Source organism: Halomarina ordinaria, from assembly GCF_030553305.1.
In the GTDB taxonomy this organism is placed as follows: domain Archaea; phylum Halobacteriota; class Halobacteria; order Halobacteriales; family Haloarculaceae; genus Halomarina; species Halomarina ordinaria.
The window spans coordinates 1,315,375-1,329,804 of record NZ_JARRAH010000001.1 but is presented as its reverse complement, the minus strand read 5'-3'; the positions used below and the strand labels follow the sequence as shown (position 1 = coordinate 1,329,804).

The 14,430-nt window shown below is 70.3% G+C and carries 17 protein-coding genes; 7 read left to right on the top strand and 10 right to left on the bottom strand.

All coding sequences use genetic code 11. The annotated features are described in order from the left end of the window. The first annotated feature begins 27 nt into the window (after positions 1-27). The gene (locus P1Y20_RS07205) at positions 28-861 is read left to right on the top strand and encodes a hypothetical protein (RefSeq protein WP_304447981.1); all 834 of its coding nucleotides are present in this window, start codon (positions 28-30) and stop codon (positions 859-861) included. Positions 862-889: 28 nt separating this feature from the next. On the opposite strand, the gene P1Y20_RS07200 is transcribed toward P1Y20_RS07205, so the two are convergent. The 3 genes from P1Y20_RS07200 to P1Y20_RS07190 are packed head-to-tail and all read right to left on the bottom strand — an operon-like array spanning position 890 to position 2,454. Continuing rightward, positions 890-1,846, bottom strand: coding sequence for a mechanosensitive ion channel family protein (locus P1Y20_RS07200; protein ID WP_379737169.1), 957 nt, complete (start codon positions 1,844-1,846; stop codon positions 890-892). Further along, positions 1,846-2,091, bottom strand: coding sequence for a YhbY family RNA-binding protein (locus tag P1Y20_RS07195; RefSeq protein WP_304449471.1), 246 nt, complete (start codon positions 2,089-2,091; stop codon positions 1,846-1,848). Before P1Y20_RS07195 ends, P1Y20_RS07200 begins: the two co-directional genes overlap by 1 nt. 54 nt (positions 2,092-2,145) lie before the next feature. Beyond that, positions 2,146-2,454: a ribonuclease P protein component 4 gene (locus P1Y20_RS07190; protein ID WP_304447980.1), complete on the bottom strand. Its 309-nt coding sequence runs from the start codon at positions 2,452-2,454 to the stop codon at positions 2,146-2,148. A 134-nt stretch (positions 2,455-2,588) separates the two neighbouring features. On the opposite strand from P1Y20_RS07190, the gene P1Y20_RS07185 reads away from it, so the two are divergent. The 4 genes from P1Y20_RS07185 to P1Y20_RS07170 are packed head-to-tail and all read left to right on the top strand — an operon-like array spanning position 2,589 to position 7,470. Beyond that, positions 2,589-4,007 (top strand): sulfatase, encoded by a 1,419-nt coding sequence (locus tag P1Y20_RS07185; protein WP_304447979.1) that lies wholly within the window; start codon positions 2,589-2,591, stop codon positions 4,005-4,007. A 52-nt stretch (positions 4,008-4,059) separates the two neighbouring features. Then, the gene (locus tag P1Y20_RS07180; protein ID WP_304447978.1) at positions 4,060-5,127 is read left to right on the top strand and encodes a glycosyltransferase family 4 protein; all 1,068 of its coding nucleotides are present in this window, start codon (positions 4,060-4,062) and stop codon (positions 5,125-5,127) included. Positions 5,128-5,181: 54 nt separating this feature from the next. Continuing rightward, positions 5,182-6,285: a glycosyltransferase gene (locus P1Y20_RS07175; protein ID WP_304447977.1), complete on the top strand. Its 1,104-nt coding sequence runs from the start codon at positions 5,182-5,184 to the stop codon at positions 6,283-6,285. A 33-nt stretch (positions 6,286-6,318) separates the two neighbouring features. Next, positions 6,319-7,470, top strand: a complete 1,152-nt coding sequence (locus tag P1Y20_RS07170) for an LEA/WHy family protein (protein WP_304447976.1) — start codon at positions 6,319-6,321, stop codon at positions 7,468-7,470. Between the two features lie 5 nt (positions 7,471-7,475). Here the strand turns inward: P1Y20_RS07170 and P1Y20_RS07165 are convergent, their stop codons facing one another. The 6 genes from P1Y20_RS07165 to tfe all read right to left on the bottom strand — a co-directional run bounded on the left by P1Y20_RS07165 (position 7,476) and on the right by tfe (position 12,565). Beyond that, positions 7,476-8,510 carry a phosphate signaling complex PhoU family protein gene (locus P1Y20_RS07165; protein WP_304447975.1) on the bottom strand — a complete coding sequence of 345 codons (1,035 nt, stop codon included), beginning with the start codon at positions 8,508-8,510 and terminating at the stop codon, positions 7,476-7,478. Positions 8,511-8,628: 118 nt separating this feature from the next. Further along, complete coding sequence (locus P1Y20_RS07160) at positions 8,629-9,696, bottom strand: ATP-NAD kinase family protein (protein ID WP_304447974.1); 1,068 nt, start codon at positions 9,694-9,696, stop codon at positions 8,629-8,631. 195 nt (positions 9,697-9,891) lie between these two features. After that, on the bottom strand, positions 9,892-10,599 hold the full coding sequence (locus tag P1Y20_RS07155; RefSeq protein ID WP_304447973.1) for a competence/damage-inducible protein A: 708 nt from the start codon (positions 10,597-10,599) through the stop codon (positions 9,892-9,894). Positions 10,600-10,646: 47 nt separating this feature from the next. Next, a complete protein-coding gene (locus tag P1Y20_RS07150) occupies positions 10,647-11,384 on the bottom strand; it encodes a DUF5803 family protein (RefSeq protein WP_304447972.1) in 738 nt (245 codons plus the stop codon). Further along, positions 11,381-12,046, bottom strand: coding sequence for a DUF2110 family protein (locus tag P1Y20_RS07145; RefSeq protein WP_304447971.1), 666 nt, complete (start codon positions 12,044-12,046; stop codon positions 11,381-11,383). Before P1Y20_RS07145 ends, P1Y20_RS07150 begins: the two co-directional genes overlap by 4 nt. After that, positions 12,047-12,565: a transcription factor E gene (gene tfe / locus P1Y20_RS07140; RefSeq protein WP_304447970.1), complete on the bottom strand. Its 519-nt coding sequence runs from the start codon at positions 12,563-12,565 to the stop codon at positions 12,047-12,049. Positions 12,566-12,621: 56 nt separating this feature from the next. On the opposite strand from tfe, the gene P1Y20_RS07135 reads away from it, so the two are divergent. Beyond that, complete coding sequence (locus tag P1Y20_RS07135) at positions 12,622-12,996, top strand: hypothetical protein (protein ID WP_304447969.1); 375 nt, start codon at positions 12,622-12,624, stop codon at positions 12,994-12,996. 125 nt (positions 12,997-13,121) lie between these two features. Further along, positions 13,122-13,727, top strand: coding sequence for an HdeD family acid-resistance protein (locus tag P1Y20_RS07130; protein ID WP_304447968.1), 606 nt, complete (start codon positions 13,122-13,124; stop codon positions 13,725-13,727). A 116-nt stretch (positions 13,728-13,843) separates the two neighbouring features. On the opposite strand, the gene P1Y20_RS07125 is transcribed toward P1Y20_RS07130, so the two are convergent. Beyond that, positions 13,844-14,386 (bottom strand): tRNA (cytidine(56)-2'-O)-methyltransferase, encoded by a 543-nt coding sequence (locus P1Y20_RS07125; RefSeq protein ID WP_304447967.1) that lies wholly within the window; start codon positions 14,384-14,386, stop codon positions 13,844-13,846. Positions 14,387-14,430: the final 44 nt, after the last annotated feature.

Below are 14,430 nucleotides of genomic sequence, written 5' to 3'. Positions count from 1 at the left end.
TGTCGCTGTACGAGACACCACACGCACATGAAGCGTCGTGCCCTCCTCCGGCACCTCGCGGTCGGCGGCACGCTGGCGGCGGCCGGTTGTCTGGAGTCGGTCTCGCTCGCGGCCGACCGACCCGAGGCGTCGGACGTGTTCGAGAGTTACCGGTTCGAGGAGTCCGACCTCGTCGTCCGCTTCCGGGACGACGTCGACGTGCGGAGCGCCGCCCTGTACGACTCGTCCACCGACGAGGAGCACGAGACGGTCGACCGACCGCGGGGCCCGGTCCGATTCCCGGTCGTCTTCCCGGACCGACCGGAGACGTACGTCTCGGGGACGCTCCACGTGCGCGCCGAGACGGCCGACGGGCAGGTCGACCGGCGGATTCCCGGAACCGTCCACGGCCACGTCGACGGGGTTGAGGTCCGTCCGGACGGTCGTGCGCGGTTCGCGGTCGAGAACCAGGGCGACGCGCCGCTGCTCGTCCGGTTCGTCGCGATTCACGGCGAGGACGTCCCGAACCCGACGGTCGACCCGCAGGCCGACTCGTTCGACCGCTCGTCGTTCGACCCCGGCCCGGGCGTCGTCGGCGTCGGCCGGAACCGCCCGCTCTCGCCGTCCCGGACCGACCTGGTCGTGCCCTCCGGCGAGACGGCGCCGTTCGAGACGACGTACGCCCCGTTCGCGTTCCCCGGGGGCACCGAGGCGGCCGCCTGCGAGGGGGCCGAGCGGACCGCCGAGGTGGCCGTCGTCCACGCGTCCGGCGGGAGCGCGGCCTACACCCTCCCGTTCCGACTCGCGGGCGACCCGACCCGACTCGACGGACGCACCGCGGCGGTCTGCGACGGTCCGGACGACACCGAGGACGCCCGCTGACGGGGTCGGACGGGGAGAAGCGAGCGGGTCAGTCGTCGGCCGATTCGGACGCCAGCGCGGCGTTGGCCAGTTCGATGCCGCCGTGGAGGTCGACCTGCGGGTACGGGATGTCGATACCGTCCTCGTCGAACCGCCGCTTGACCGCCGTCACGTACTCCCCGCGGATGCGCATGAACTCCGCGCGGCTGGGGTCGCCGATCCAGAAGCGCGACTGGAGGCCGACCGAGGAGTCGCCGAGTTCGGTCAGGCGCACGGAGGGCGCCGGCGACGAGAGGATGTCCGGGTGCTCGGTCGCCTCATCGACGATGATGTCCGTCGCCCGCTGGACGTCGTCGTCGTAGCCGATGCCGAAGACGAACTTCAGGCGGAGTTTGTCCTTCGCGACGGGGTTCTTGATGACGCCGTCGGTGAGCTGCGAGTTGGGGACCGTGAGCAGTTCGTTGTCGAACGTCCGTACGCGGGTGACGCGCAGGCTGATGTCCTCGACGACGCCCGAGTAGTCCTCCCACTCGATCCAGTCGCCGATGCGGAAGGGTCGGTCCATGTAGATGAACACGCCGGCGACGAGGTTCTTCAGGACGTCCTGGAGCGCCAGCCCGACGGCGAGCGTCGCCGCCGCCGCGACCGTCGCGAGCGAGGTGAGGAAGTTCCCGTAGCCGGCGAAGCCGAACGCCACGGCGACGGCGACGAACGCCACCACGACGTGGACGACGCGCATCAGCGGGCGCTTCGCGTGCTCGTCCACGTCGCGGGCGTCGAGCAGTCGCCCGGCGAGCGGAAGCGCGAGCGCCCGCCCCACGCCGTAGAGCGCGAGGAACGAGCCGACGAACACCACCAGCGACCCGAGGGCGTTGGCGTACTCCACGTCGAGGTTGAACGTCTCCTCGATGGTCTTCGAGACGACGCCCGAGGCCTCGACGCCCGTGTCGCCGAGGGTGAGGTTCCCCTCCTCGCCGGTCTGCAACAGCACCGTCGCGAGCCCCATCAGTGGAAGACGGCGGTGTGTCCCCGGCTGTCGACGAGTTCGGCGTTCACCCGGTCCGCGAGGTCCTCCGCCAGCGCCTCGGTCGTCGTGCCGCCCCGGGACGCGCGCAGGAACTTCACCTTCACGAGGTCGTTCTCCCGTAGCTGGTCGCGCAGTTCCTCGACGACGGGTTCGAGACCGCCCTTCCCGACCCAGACGGTGACGTCGAGGTCGTGGATACGTGCCTTCAGCGAGTCGTCTGCCATCGTCCACTCGCTAGCGATGCGGTCCGGTTCAACGTTTCCACTTCGCCCCGTCGCTCACCGCTCGGCGCTCGCCGGCGCGTCGTCGGGCCCCTCGTACGGGTAGCGCTTCTGCGCGCCGCAGTCGCAGGTGACGACCACGTGGCCGTCCTGCAGGCGGACGCGGGCGTTCCGCCCCGGCCGGAGGTAGACGTCGCAGGCGTCGCAGGTGAAGCGCTTGAACCGGCGCGGGAGGCCACAGCGGTTGCGCTCGGCGACCCGCCGCGCGAGGCGCACGTACGCCCGCGAGCGGTCCTCGTGGCCCTCGGCGACCGCCCGTCGCGCCAGCGCGTGGAGGCGCTCGATGCGCTCCTCGGGGATGCCCATACGGTCGGTGACCCGCGGAGGTACATCGTCGTTGCGTTGTCCGCCGTCTACCGGCCGCGACAGTCATCCGTCAGAAAACATTACCACTCACGGAAAGTCTCAAGTCGCTCCCTGCGAAGGTCTGTGCAGACGATATGCCCCCGAACGTCCTTCTGGTGGTCCTCGACAGCGTCCGGGCGAGGAACACCTCGCTCCACGACCCGACGCTGACGACGACGCCCGCCCTCTCGACGCTGGCCGAGGAGGCGACGACCTACCGCAACGCCCGCGCCCCCTCGAGCTGGAGCCTGCCGAGTCACGCCAGCCTCTTCACCGGCCGCCACGCCCACGAACACGGCGTCTACTCCACGCGCGACCGACTCCCGTCGGGCCATACGATATTCGAGTCGCTCGCCGAGGACGGCTACGAGACGGGCGTCTTCTCCGGCAACCCGTTCCTCGTGACGACGAACAACGGGCTGAAGGACGCCTTCGACCACGTCGGGTCGCCGAAGCCGCTTCGCTTCCCCGACGCCCTCGACCCCCGGGCGTTCGTCTTCGACGAGGGGACCGGCCAGTACGCCGACTACCTGCGGGCGTGTCTCGACCACGACCGACCCCTCCACTCGCTGTGCAACGGCCTCGAACTGAAACTCCGCAGCGACCTCCCTGACCTCCCCGGCCTCGGCGGACCGGACGTCGTCCACGCCCCCACCATCGTCGACGACTTCCTGCAGTGGGAGGCGGCGACCGACGAGCCGTGGGCCGCCTGCATGAACCTCATGGACGCCCACGCACCCTACCGCCCCGAGACGCTCGTGGAGGGCGACGAGACGCTCGTCGGACTCGAAGGGCGCATCGAGGACTACATCTGGGACTTCTACGCCGGCGACCACCCCTGGTGGCTCCTGCGAGCGATGGAACCGCTGTACAACGACGCGATTCGCGACGCGGACGCCGCCGTCGGCCACCTGGTCGAGACGCTCCGCGCGCGCGGCGTCCTCGACGACACCCTGCTGGTCGTCACGAGCGACCACGGCGAGGCGTTCGGCGAACCGAGCGAGACGGCGCGCCGACACCGGGTGGCGGGCCACGGCCGCTACGCCATCGAGGAACTCCTGCACGTCCCACTCGTCGTGCGCGACCCCGGTCAGACCACGGCCCGGGTCGTCCCCGACCTCGCGCCGCTCACCGGCTTCCCCGACGCCGTCGAGGCGGTCCGCGCCGGCGAGCGCTCCTCGTTCGCGGCCGACGGCCCCGTCCCGGCGTCCGTCGAGTGGCACGACACGCACCTCCTCGACGCCGACCGCCGCGAGGCGATGGCGCTCGAGGAACTGACGGCGGGCGCCCGCGTCGTCTACGAGCACGACGGCGAGGGCGTGGTGAAGACGGTTCGCCGCGGCGACCGCACCGCGACCCTCCGGGTGCCCTCGGCGCTGGAGAAGTACCACGACGAGCGCGTCACCCCCGCCGCCCTCGACCATTTCGACGCCGGCCGGCCGCTCGCCGCGGCACGCGACGACGACTACGACGACGCGACGATGGAACACCTCCGCGACCTGGGCTACGCCTGAGCGGCGAGTCGGTACGGTTAATCGCCTCCCGCGACCAGCGCGGGGCATACGGATGCGCGTCTGCAACTACCTCGAACTCGAAGCCCACCTCGTCAGGAGCGGCATCGGGACCTCCGTTTCTCACCAGCGGAAAGCGCTCGCCGACCGGACCGACGTCGACCTCCTCGTCTCGCCGTGGCGCGGGGGGACCCCAGCGAGTGCCCTCCAGCACGCGCTCGTCGGCGACGGCGCGTTCGCCGACTTCGACCTCGCGCACTGCAACGTCGTCGGCCCCGGGTCGGTCGCCGTCGCCCGCCACGCCCGCCGCGAGGGCGTCCCGCTCGTCCTCCACGCCCACGTCACCCGCGAGGACTTCGCCGAGAGCTTCCGCGGGTCGACGCGCGTCGGCCCGGCGCTCGAACGCTACCTCCGGTGGTTCTACTCGCAGGCCGACCTGGTGCTCTGCCCCAGCGAGTACACGAGGGGCGTCCTCGACTCCTACCCCGTCGACGCGCCGATCAGAGCGATCTCGAACGGGGTCGACACCGCGTCGCTCGCCGGGTTCGAGTCGTTCCGCGAGGACTACCGCGAGCGGTTCGACCTCGAGGGGACGGTCGTCTTCGCCGTCGGGAACGTCTTCGAGCGCAAGGGCCTCACCGACTTCTGCCGCCTCGCCGAGGAGACCGACTACGACTTCGCCTGGTTCGGCCCCTACGACACCGGCCCGCAGGCGAGTCCGACGGTGAGACGGTGGACGACCGACCCGCCCGAGAACGTCACGTTCACGGGCTGGGTCGACGACAAGCGCGGGGCGTTCGCCGCGGGCGACGTGTTCTGCTTCCCGGCGAAGGTCGAGAACCAGGGACTCGTGGTGCTGGAGGCGATGGCCTGCGGGAAGGCCGTCGTCCTCCGGGACCTCCCCGTCTTCCGCGAGTTCTACACCGACGGCGAGGACTGTCTGCTCTGTGACTCGCGCGAGGAGTTCCGCGAGGCGCTCTCGCGACTCGCAGCCGACCCCGACCTGCGCGACCGACTCGGCGAGAACGCCCGCGAGACGGCCGCCGCCCACAGCCTCGACCGGGTGGGGTCGGAACTCGTCCGGGCGTACGAGGACGTGACCGCCGGTCGCGCCGGTCGCTGACGCGCCGGGTCGAAGTCACAACCCATTAACCCCCCCGCGCTGGACTCTCAGGAAATGCGACCGGAGGTGGCCGTCTTCACCGACACGTATCTCCCCACCGTCAACGGCGTCACCTACACCATCGAGGCGTGGCGCGACTGCTGGGAGCGCCGCGGCGGGCGGATGGGCGTCGTCTACCCGGGGAGCGACCACGTGCCGTCGGCGAGCGAACACCCGGTCACGAGCGTCCCGTTCCCGTTCTACGAGGGGTTCCACGTCGGCCTGCCGCGAGTGCCGGCGGCGGTGCGCGACGCCGACCTCGTCCACTCGCACACTCCCTTCGGCATCGGCCTCGCGGGCTACCGCCTCGCCCGCCGGCGCGACGTCCCGTTCATCGTCTCGTTTCACACGCCCACCTCCGAGTACGCCAGTTACCTGTTCGACAGCCGCCTCGCCGCCTTCGTCGAGCGCGTCGCCAACGGCTACGAGACGCGCTACCTCAACCGCGCCGACCACGTCGTCACGCCGAGCCAGAGCGCCCGCGCGCGCCTGCTCGACCGCGGCGTCGAACCGCCCATCACCGTCGTCTCGAACGGCATCGACGTCGACCGCTTCGCCCCGAGCGACGGCGACGCCTTCCGCGAGGCCTACGACCTCCCCTCGGGGCCGCTCGTCGGCTACACCGGCCGCCACGGCTACGAGAAGCGTCTGGAGGACGTCGTCGACGCCGCGGAGGGGCTCGACGTCTCCGTCGTCTTCGGCGGCGACGGCCCGGCCCGCGCGGCGCTCGAGACCCGCGCGGCCGAGGCGGACATCGACGTCCGGTTCCTCGGCTTCCTCGACCGCGACGAACTCCCGGCGTTCTACTCCGCGCTCGACGCGTTCGTCTTCCCGAGTCCCGTCGAGACGCAGGGGCTGGTCGCGCTGGAGGCCATCGCCTGCGGCACGCCCGTCGTCGCCGTCGACGCCGGCGCGCTGGCCGACACCGTCGAGGAGGGGTCGACGGGCTACCACTACGCCCCCGGCGACGTCTCCGGGTTCCGCGCCGCGATTCGCCGGACGCTCGACGAACGGGCGCGTCTGCGTACCTCCTGTCTCGTCGCCCGCGAGCGCATGAGCGTCGAACGGGCCGTCGACACGCTCGAGAGCGTCTATCGCGTCTCGCTCGAACAGTACTGAAAACTTATACATCTCCGTGGGCGAACTGTCCACATGCTACGTGGTCTGCTCGCATCCCGGAGTCGCACGGTCGGGGTCCTGCTGGTGGTCCTCACCGCCGGCACCGGCGGCGCACTGCTCACCGGGGTCGTCGGTGCCCCCGGAGTGACCGACGTCGAGAACCGGTTCGGCGCGGTGAACGACAGTCGAACCGTCGTCCACACGGACCTCCACCTCCACAACCCCAACCCCGTCGGCGTCCGGTTGGGCGGAACGACGGCGAACTACACCGTGGCGATGAACGACGTCGCCCTCGCGAGGGGGGGAACGTCGGGCGTCGCCCTCCCGGCCGGTAACTCGACGACCTCGCTGTCGACGACGATGGACAACGAGCGCATCCCCGCGTGGTGGGTGTCGCACGTCCGGGCCGACGAGACCACCACGGTCAGCGTCGACGCGCGCGCCCGCCTCTCGTCGGTCGGACGGAGCGTGTCCGCCTCCCGTGAGCGAACCGTCGAGACGGACGTCATCGGTCAGTTCCGCTCCACCGAGGACCGGCCGGTTCGGAGCGACTCGCCGCTCGCGCCCGACCCCGTCCTCGTCGTCCGCGAGACGGATGCGGCGTGGGGCGAGGTGACCGCGGAGCGCACGCCCATCGACACCCGCTTCGTCGTCTACAACCCCAACAGTTCGCCATACGTTCTCACCGAAATCGGTTACGAGATGACGATGAACGACGTCGAGGTGGGAAGCGGGTCGACCGAGCGCGCGCACGTCATCGAACCGGGGGCGGAGGAGACCGTCGACACGACGACGGCGATACGCAACGACCGCCTCGACGAGTGGTGGGTGTCGCACCTCGAACGGAACCAGGTGACGGACGTCCGCATCGACTTCTACGCGACGGCCGAACTCCCGTCGGGCGAGACGGTTCGACTCCCCCTCGACGCCCTCACGTACACGACGACCGTCGAGACGGACGTCTTCGGGACGAAGAACGCGACCGCGGCGGGCGGTGACGGCGGAGGGACCGCCGGCGAGGACGACGGGAACGCCTCGACGGGTGACGACTCCAACGACGGTGACGTGAACGGGACGGACGGGGACGAGACCGACGTGAACGGGACGGACGGCTCCGACGACGACGGAGCCGAGCGCGACGACGGCGGGCTCCTCGGGGCGCTCGCGCGCCCGGTCGGCGCCTGAGGCGGTTACCGAATCGTCGTGTGCTCGCTCTCGGCGTTGAGCGCGAGGTTGGTCGCGATTTCGGCGTTCCGGACCGCGTACTGGGCCGTCTGCTGGAGGCTGACGAGCACCTCGCGCACCTCGAGGAGGTCCTCGTTCGGCATGTCCGGCAGTTCGTTCAGTATCTCGCGTTCGCGGTCCTTGATGTCCGCGAACAGGCGGCGCACCTCGATGGCGGTGTCGTAGTCGCGCTCGACGGCGCAGCGCACGCCCTTCTCCGTTATCTCGTTGACCTTGTCGGTGAAGTCGCGGATCTTCCGCATCGTCGGCTGGTCGACCTTCAGCGAGTGGTTCTCGGCGTTGAGCGCTATCTCGGCGATGTCCTCGGCGTTGTCGGCGGTGAGTTCGAGGTTCTTCGCGATGGAGCGGTAGCCGATGAGCGCGAAACCGTCGTCGAGGCCGAGCGCGTTCGTGAGGTTGGGGTTCTGGTAGGCGGTGAAGATGAGACGCAGCAGGAGGACGAAGATCTTGTTCGCCTGGCGCTCGCGGTTGAGCGCACGCTGGGCGAGGTCCGGGTTGCCGTGGGCGAGCGCGCGAATCGCCTCGTTGCGCATCGTCTGGCCCGTCGACTCGAGGCGTTCGAGCAGGTTGTCGAGCGTGAAGTCCTCGGGGTCGACCGAGCAGCGGATGGCGATGCGCTCGGGTCGCTCCTCGATGACGCCGAGCCCCATCAACTGCGTCTCGGCGTTGTAGACGGCGTTGATGTGCGCGCTGTCGAGCGTCTCGTCCTCGGGGGCCTCCACGTGGATGACCCGCCGCCCGAGGACGTACTGGGCGACGATGGCGCGCTCGACGGCGTCGGCGTCGAGGCTCCCCGCGTGGATGACCGCTTCGCTCTCCTCGCGCTGGACGGACTCGGGCATCACGGTCAACATCCCCTTGCCCCCGATACGAATCGACACCTCGTCCCCCTTCTCGACGTTGTACTGTTTCGCCCACTCCGCCGGTAACGTCATAGCCAGCGTCGACGGCCCCAGGCGCTGGACTTTCCGCGTTTCCATGCAACGGGATAGCGCACCCAACGACCTTAAGGATATCTCAACACGACTAGTCAGTCTGTGCCATATAATACTGATAGTCACTCACACGTTCGGCGGGCGGTCCCTCCGTCGAGACGGCTCACTCCACCTGCATGAGGCGGTGCTCGAAGCGGCCGGTCCGCACCCGCCGCCACCCGCGCAACTCCTCGTCGAGGTCGGGGTCGCCGGTGTCGACGCGGAGGACGCCGATGTCGTCGAGTTTGGCCCGTGAGGCGACGACGAGCACCTCCGAGCGCCGGAGCACCGTCGGCGAGAGCTGCTGGTTCCCCCGGCCGAAGACGAACCCCTGGCCGCCGATGGGCGAGACGACGACGACGTTCGACTCGCCGAGCGCGTCCAGTATCTCGCGCTCGCTCCCGTCGCGCACCAGCACCTCGCCGTCGCGCCAGACGTCGACGCCGAGGGGCGACCCCTCGAAGCCGAGTTCCCGTTTCACCGCCCCGACCGTACTCCCCGGGCCGAGGGCGTAGGTGACGTCGGGGTCGGCCTCCTCGGCGACGCCCGCCGCGAGCGACTCGACGCTCCCCCCGCCGAGTTGCTTGCTCGACTGTACCTCCTCGGCGACCGGAACGCGGACGACCGCCTTCAACTCGGTGTGGACCTCCCCCTCCCTGTACTCGTCCTCGTCGATGTCGTTGACCTCCCGGTCGGCGGTGCGCTCGTAGGTGGCGGCGATGCGCCCGGCGGCCCGGGGCGTCACCGCGAACACCGACGAGTAGACCTTCACGCCGGCGGGGACGCCGAGCATCGGCGTCTCGACGCCACCGGCTTCGAGCACCTCGGCGACGTCGACGGCCGTCCCGTCGCCCCCGACGAACAGCACCAGGTCGACCCCGTGGTCGAGGAACGCCCGGACCGCCGCCCGGGTGTCCTCGGCGCCCGTCTCCTCGCCCGCCGGGTGGCCGACGACCGTCGGGTCGAACCCCGCCGACCGCACCTGGCTCGCCCCCATCGGGTCGCCGTACGCGAGGAGGTCGACCGTGGGGTCGTGGTCGGCGAGCGCGGCGAGCGCCTCGCTCGCGCGGTCGGGCGCTCGCGGTTCGGCACCGAGCGCGCGCGCCTCCTCGACCTTCCCGTCCGTCCCCTTCAGTCCGACCCGTCCCCCCATCCCGGCGACGGGGTTGAGCAGGAACCCGATTCGTCTCACGCTCTCCCTTCCCCGAGCGACCGCAAAAGCCCCCCGGAAGCGACGCCGCGAACGCATCGCTTATACCCTCCCCGCCGGAACGCGGAGCTATGTACGTCATCTTGCAGGAGGGTGTCCAGACGGGCGTCGTAGACGCCGCGGGGTACGTCATCACGCTCGGCGGGCTCGCGCTGACCGCCGCGTGGCTCGCCTACCTCACTCGGTGACCGCCCCGGAGTCGACGAGCGTCGACCGCTCGCGCAACCACGCGGCGGCCGCCTCGACGGCCGTCGCGTCCTCTCCTCGGAGCTTCACCCGGACGAACTCGCCCGGATAGCTCCCCACCGTCACGCCGAAGCGCTCGCGGAGTTCCTCGAACCGGTCGAGCAGCGCGCTCTCCGGTTCGTCCACCGCGACGGTCGCGACGTGGCGTCTCGTCCCCGTGAACTCCTCCCTGATGCCCTCGAACATCGCCTTCATCTCCGCCGGGACGCCCGGGAGGACGTACACCGACTCGACGACGCAGCCCGGGGCGACGCCCTCCTCGTTGTGGAGGACCCGCGCGCCCGCCGGGAGGTCCGCCGTCCCGGCGGTGAGGTCCTCGCGGACGTACCCCCCGTTGGCCTCCAGCCAGTCGAGCGCCGACTCGTCGCGTTCGAGGTCCCGGTCGAACGCGCTCGCCACCGCCTCCATCGTGAGGTCGTCGTGCGTCGGCCCCAGCCCCCCCGTGACGACGACGGCGTCGTACCGGTCGTGGTACTCGCGGACGACGTCCGCGATGTCCTCGACGCGGTCCGGGACGGTCACCACGCGCTCGACGCGCGCGCCCCGGGCCGTCAGCTGCTCGCCCAGCCAGGCGGCGTTCGTGTTCACTGTCTCACCAGCGAGGAGTTCGTCACCGACGGTCACGACCGCGACACGCATGGCCCCGGCTACGCGGGGGTGGGGTAAAAGTGCAGCCGCCGGCCGCGCTACTCCTCGCCTGACTCCATGTCGAGGCCGACCTCCTGTCGCCGGCGGGCGAGTTCGCGTATCTGCATCTGGTAGTAGACGGCCCCGAGGAGTCCCGCGACGGTGAGGAGGCCCGCGAGCGACCCGAAGATGAGCAGGTCGCGGTCGAGGTAGTAGCGCACCGAGATGGCGCTCGTCTCGACGGTGTCCCACCGGATGTGGACCCGGTCGCCGACCTGCTCGGTCGTGTACCCGCCGGGCGACACCTTCCCGAGCAGCGGGACGGCGACGTCGGTGTTCGAGGGGAGGACCACCTCGTAGGAGGTGTCCTCGACGAACGTCGGCGTCGTGAACGACTTGCCGTTGCGCGGGATGGTGAACGCCACCTTCCCGCCCGCCTCCGGGACGCGGATGGTCGCGCGCTCGCGCGACTGCTGGACCCGGAACTCCTCGCTGTCGTCGGGCGCGATGACCGTTCCGTTGGGGTACTGATAGCGCACCGACTGGAGGTTCGGCGGACGTTCCAGGCCGAGGGCGTTGCTCCCGTACACCGAGAGGTTCCGGCGGTCCTCGAGGTCGTACACCGACCGCGAACGGTCCGCGCGGAGGTCGATGGTGGCCGTCGCGTCGGTGTCCCAGTCGTACTCCGCCTCGGCGTTCAACTGCTCCTGGTCGAGGTCACCGGGACCGAAGAGGCTGGTACAGCCCGCGCTCATCGTGAGGAGGACCAACATGGCGAGCGCGAGCAGGCGCCTCATGGAACGACGCAGAGCAGTTCCGAGGGGAGGTACTCCCCGACGTTCGAGAGCAGGCCGGGCGGGTCGGTCCCCTCCCGGCAGACGACGCTCTGTTCGAGCAGGCCGAGGCGCTCGACGGTGACGATGTCCTCGGCGTGACCGGCGCGGTTGACCGTCGCGCGCACCTCGGCGCGGGTGGCGCTGTTGACGTTCAGGCGGCCGGTCCCCCGGGTCCACTCGAACAGTCGGTCGCGCTCGGCGTCGGCGAGGCGCGGGTCGTCGCCGTAGACGAACCGCAGGGGGACGTGCTGGACGAGGCCGAAGCGCCGGCGAATCTGGGTCGGGTCGCCGGGTCCGAGGCCGAGGCCGTCGGCCGGGATGCGGACCTCCTCGCCCGCGTCGAGGACGAACCCGTCGCCGTCCCACGACTCGAGCGTGCCGACGTACTCCTCGCCGTCGCGGAAGTCGGGCGTGACCGCGCCCCACTCCTCGCGGAGGACGTTACGCGCCACGACGGCGTCCTCGCCGGTGATGGTCACGGAGGGGAAGCCGTCCGCGCGGACGCCGACGTCGAAGTCCACGTCCAGGTCGCCGAGGCTGTTGGCGACGAGCGAGCGAAGCGAGTCGAGCGCCCGTTCGCGCGCGCCGCCGCCGACGTACACTTTCGTTGCGAGGACGACCATCTAGACGTCCACGTTCAGTTCGTCGCGGAGCCCCGCGATGCGGTCGTTCATCGCCTCGACGAGGCGGTCGTTGTTCATCGAGTCGAGGTCTGCGCCACAGCTCGGACACTGGAAGTTGAACTCCATCGCCTCGCCGAACTCGAAGCGCAGCGACTCCTCGGGACAGAGGTAGAACTCGTTGTCCGCCTCGTACTCGCGGCGCTCCTCCAGCGCGTCGAGGAGGTCGTACATCTCCTCCTCGAGCTTCTCGGGGATGTGGTCGTACTCGAACGTCCAGAGGTAGGTGAGCCACCCGGAGTCCTCGTCGCGCAGGCGGCGGTAGCTCGCCAGGTCGTTCTCGTACAGGATGAACAGCGCCCGCCGGACGTCGTTGAGTTCGAGGTCGAGTTCCTCGGCGAGTTCCTCGTCGGTCACCTCACCGTCCGGGGGTGCGGCGGCGACCGGCATGCCCGTCGGACCGACCAGCTCGTGGAGGTATTTCTGGATGACGGGGTCGTTCAGTAGCTCCTCGAAGGCCATTACGGAGAATTGCGCGACTGGGGCGGGTAAAACTTCCGTTCGCCGTAGGGCCGTCCGTGCGTACCCTCCGCTCCGTCCCGTCCCTGCACCACGACGTCCGACGCGCCGTCGTCGGCCCTCCCCGCCCCGCCGTCCGGGCGCTCGCGGACTGCTCCGGGCACGACCTGCACCCGGCGGTCGTCCACGTTCAGCGCTCCCTCCGAGAGCGCCACGACGCGCCCGAGGTCGAGGCACTCCGGGGAGAGGGACTCGTCCGCGTGGTCGAACGAGACGGGTTCCCGGTGGTCCACAGGCGCCAGCCCTGCGCGACCGACCGTTCCGACTGCCCCCACGGCCCGTCCGTGTACCACGTCACGACCGAACGACGCCGACGCCCCGACGGCGGCGAGGACCGTCGGTGGACGGTCGCCGTCGGGGAAGTGAACGACTGAAGACAGTCTGATAGCGCCCTATCACGGGACGGACGAGTCTTCTGCGGTCCGTTTCTCGGAGTGTATGACAAACTATCAACACCGCTTAAGCCCGTCAGTTACCTACCCTCTCGTCGAGAGTCACCATGAGTCACGAAACCACGAGAGACGTCGAGACGCGGCGGGCAGACACCGGACTGTACGGGTCGTGGCGCACGCTCCTCGCCGGCGGTGTGCTCATCGCCCTCCTCGGGGTGGCCGCCATCGTCTTCCCGTTCGTCACCGGTCTCTCGATATCGATATTCCTCGGCGCGGCGCTGGTCGTCGGCGCCGTCGTCCACGGCGCACACGCGTTCACCGCCGAGGGCTGGCGCGGGTCGATGTGGCAGATAGTCCTGGGGGTCGTCTACCTCCTCGCGGGGGTCGCGCTGCTGGTGAACCCCGTCGTCGGACTCCTGTCGCTGACGCTGCTGCTCATCGCGTACTTCCTCGTCGACGGTATCGTCGAGATCGCGTTGGGACTGCGCCTGCGCGGCGAGCCTCGCTGGGGCTGGCTGGTGGCGAGCGGCGCCATCTCCGTCGTCCTCGCGGCGCTCCTCTGGGCCGACTTCCCGACGAGCGCCGTCTGGGCCGTCGGCCTCCTGTTCGGTATCAGCCTCCTGACGACCGGCGTCTCGATGGCGATGGTCGCCATGACGGGTCGAGATGAGGCGACCGCCACCGACACCGCAGCCAGCGCGCGCGGGGCCTGACCCGCCGCGTCCCACCACGCGCTCTTTCGGTCGCTCCACACACGACGACCGTTCGGGACTCGCCCCCGGGCGTCCCATCCTCCGAAACCCGACGGGATGCGATGCGACGGGTCACCTTACTCCTCGGCGTCGACGGGCACGACCTCCTTGCCGGTGGACTTCGGGACGACCCGGTGGGTCGCGCCCGCCCACTCGCGGTCGAGTTCCCGCCCCTCGAACAGGCGGTCGAGGAAGACGGCGAGGCCCGCCACCTCCGAGTGTGGCTGGTTGGTGACGCCCACGTTCCAGTCGGCGCGCTCGTAGACGTCGAAGGGGACCTTCTCGGCACCGACGACGACCAGCAGGGGACCCTCGCGGCAGGCCGTCCGTATCTCCCCCTCGACGTCCTGGACGGGGAGGCCGTACATCGTCAGGTGGACGACCCGTCCCGGGAACTCCCGAATCACGCGCTTCGGTTCGTCGGTCTGTTCGACCGCGAACGGACCGCCGAAGCGGGCGGTGATGTCCTCGATGGTGTCGCGCGACCCGCCCGCGTCGCCGGAGAGGAGTACGCGGTCGGCGCCGAGCGCACGCGCCGTGAGGCCGACGTGGGTCGTCATGCGGTTGTCCCGCCCGGGACGGTGGCCGAGGCGGAGGACCGCGACCTCGTGTTCGTTCATCGACCGTGAGTTCGCTCGCGCGCGAGTATGGCTTTCGGAACCGA

What these genes read in the sequence shown, in the direction of transcription:
- P1Y20_RS07205 (WP_304447981.1), top strand. Translation starts at nt 28, where the DNA reads ATGAAGCGTCGTGCCCTCCTCCGGCACCTCGCGGTCGGCGGCACGCTG.
- P1Y20_RS07200 (WP_379737169.1), bottom strand. Translation starts at nt 1,846, where the DNA reads ATGGGGCTCGCGACGGTGCTGTTGCAGACCGGCGAGGAGGGGAACCTC.
- P1Y20_RS07195 (WP_304449471.1), bottom strand. Translation starts at nt 2,091, where the DNA reads ATGGCAGACGACTCGCTGAAGGCACGTATCCACGACCTCGACGTCACC.
- P1Y20_RS07190 (WP_304447980.1), bottom strand. Translation starts at nt 2,454, where the DNA reads ATGGGCATCCCCGAGGAGCGCATCGAGCGCCTCCACGCGCTGGCGCGA.
- P1Y20_RS07185 (WP_304447979.1), top strand. Translation starts at nt 2,589, where the DNA reads ATGCCCCCGAACGTCCTTCTGGTGGTCCTCGACAGCGTCCGGGCGAGG.
- P1Y20_RS07180 (WP_304447978.1), top strand. Translation starts at nt 4,060, where the DNA reads ATGCGCGTCTGCAACTACCTCGAACTCGAAGCCCACCTCGTCAGGAGC.
- P1Y20_RS07175 (WP_304447977.1), top strand. Translation starts at nt 5,182, where the DNA reads ATGCGACCGGAGGTGGCCGTCTTCACCGACACGTATCTCCCCACCGTC.
- P1Y20_RS07170 (WP_304447976.1), top strand. Translation starts at nt 6,319, where the DNA reads ATGCTACGTGGTCTGCTCGCATCCCGGAGTCGCACGGTCGGGGTCCTG.
- P1Y20_RS07165 (WP_304447975.1), bottom strand. Translation starts at nt 8,510, where the DNA reads ATGGAAACGCGGAAAGTCCAGCGCCTGGGGCCGTCGACGCTGGCTATG.
- P1Y20_RS07155 (WP_304447973.1), bottom strand. Translation starts at nt 10,599, where the DNA reads ATGCGTGTCGCGGTCGTGACCGTCGGTGACGAACTCCTCGCTGGTGAG.
- P1Y20_RS07150 (WP_304447972.1), bottom strand. Translation starts at nt 11,384, where the DNA reads ATGAGGCGCCTGCTCGCGCTCGCCATGTTGGTCCTCCTCACGATGAGC.
- P1Y20_RS07145 (WP_304447971.1), bottom strand. Translation starts at nt 12,046, where the DNA reads ATGGTCGTCCTCGCAACGAAAGTGTACGTCGGCGGCGGCGCGCGCGAA.
- tfe (WP_304447970.1), bottom strand. Translation starts at nt 12,565, where the DNA reads ATGGCCTTCGAGGAGCTACTGAACGACCCCGTCATCCAGAAATACCTC.
- P1Y20_RS07130 (WP_304447968.1), top strand. Translation starts at nt 13,122, where the DNA reads ATGAGTCACGAAACCACGAGAGACGTCGAGACGCGGCGGGCAGACACC.
- P1Y20_RS07125 (WP_304447967.1), bottom strand. Translation starts at nt 14,386, where the DNA reads ATGAACGAACACGAGGTCGCGGTCCTCCGCCTCGGCCACCGTCCCGGG.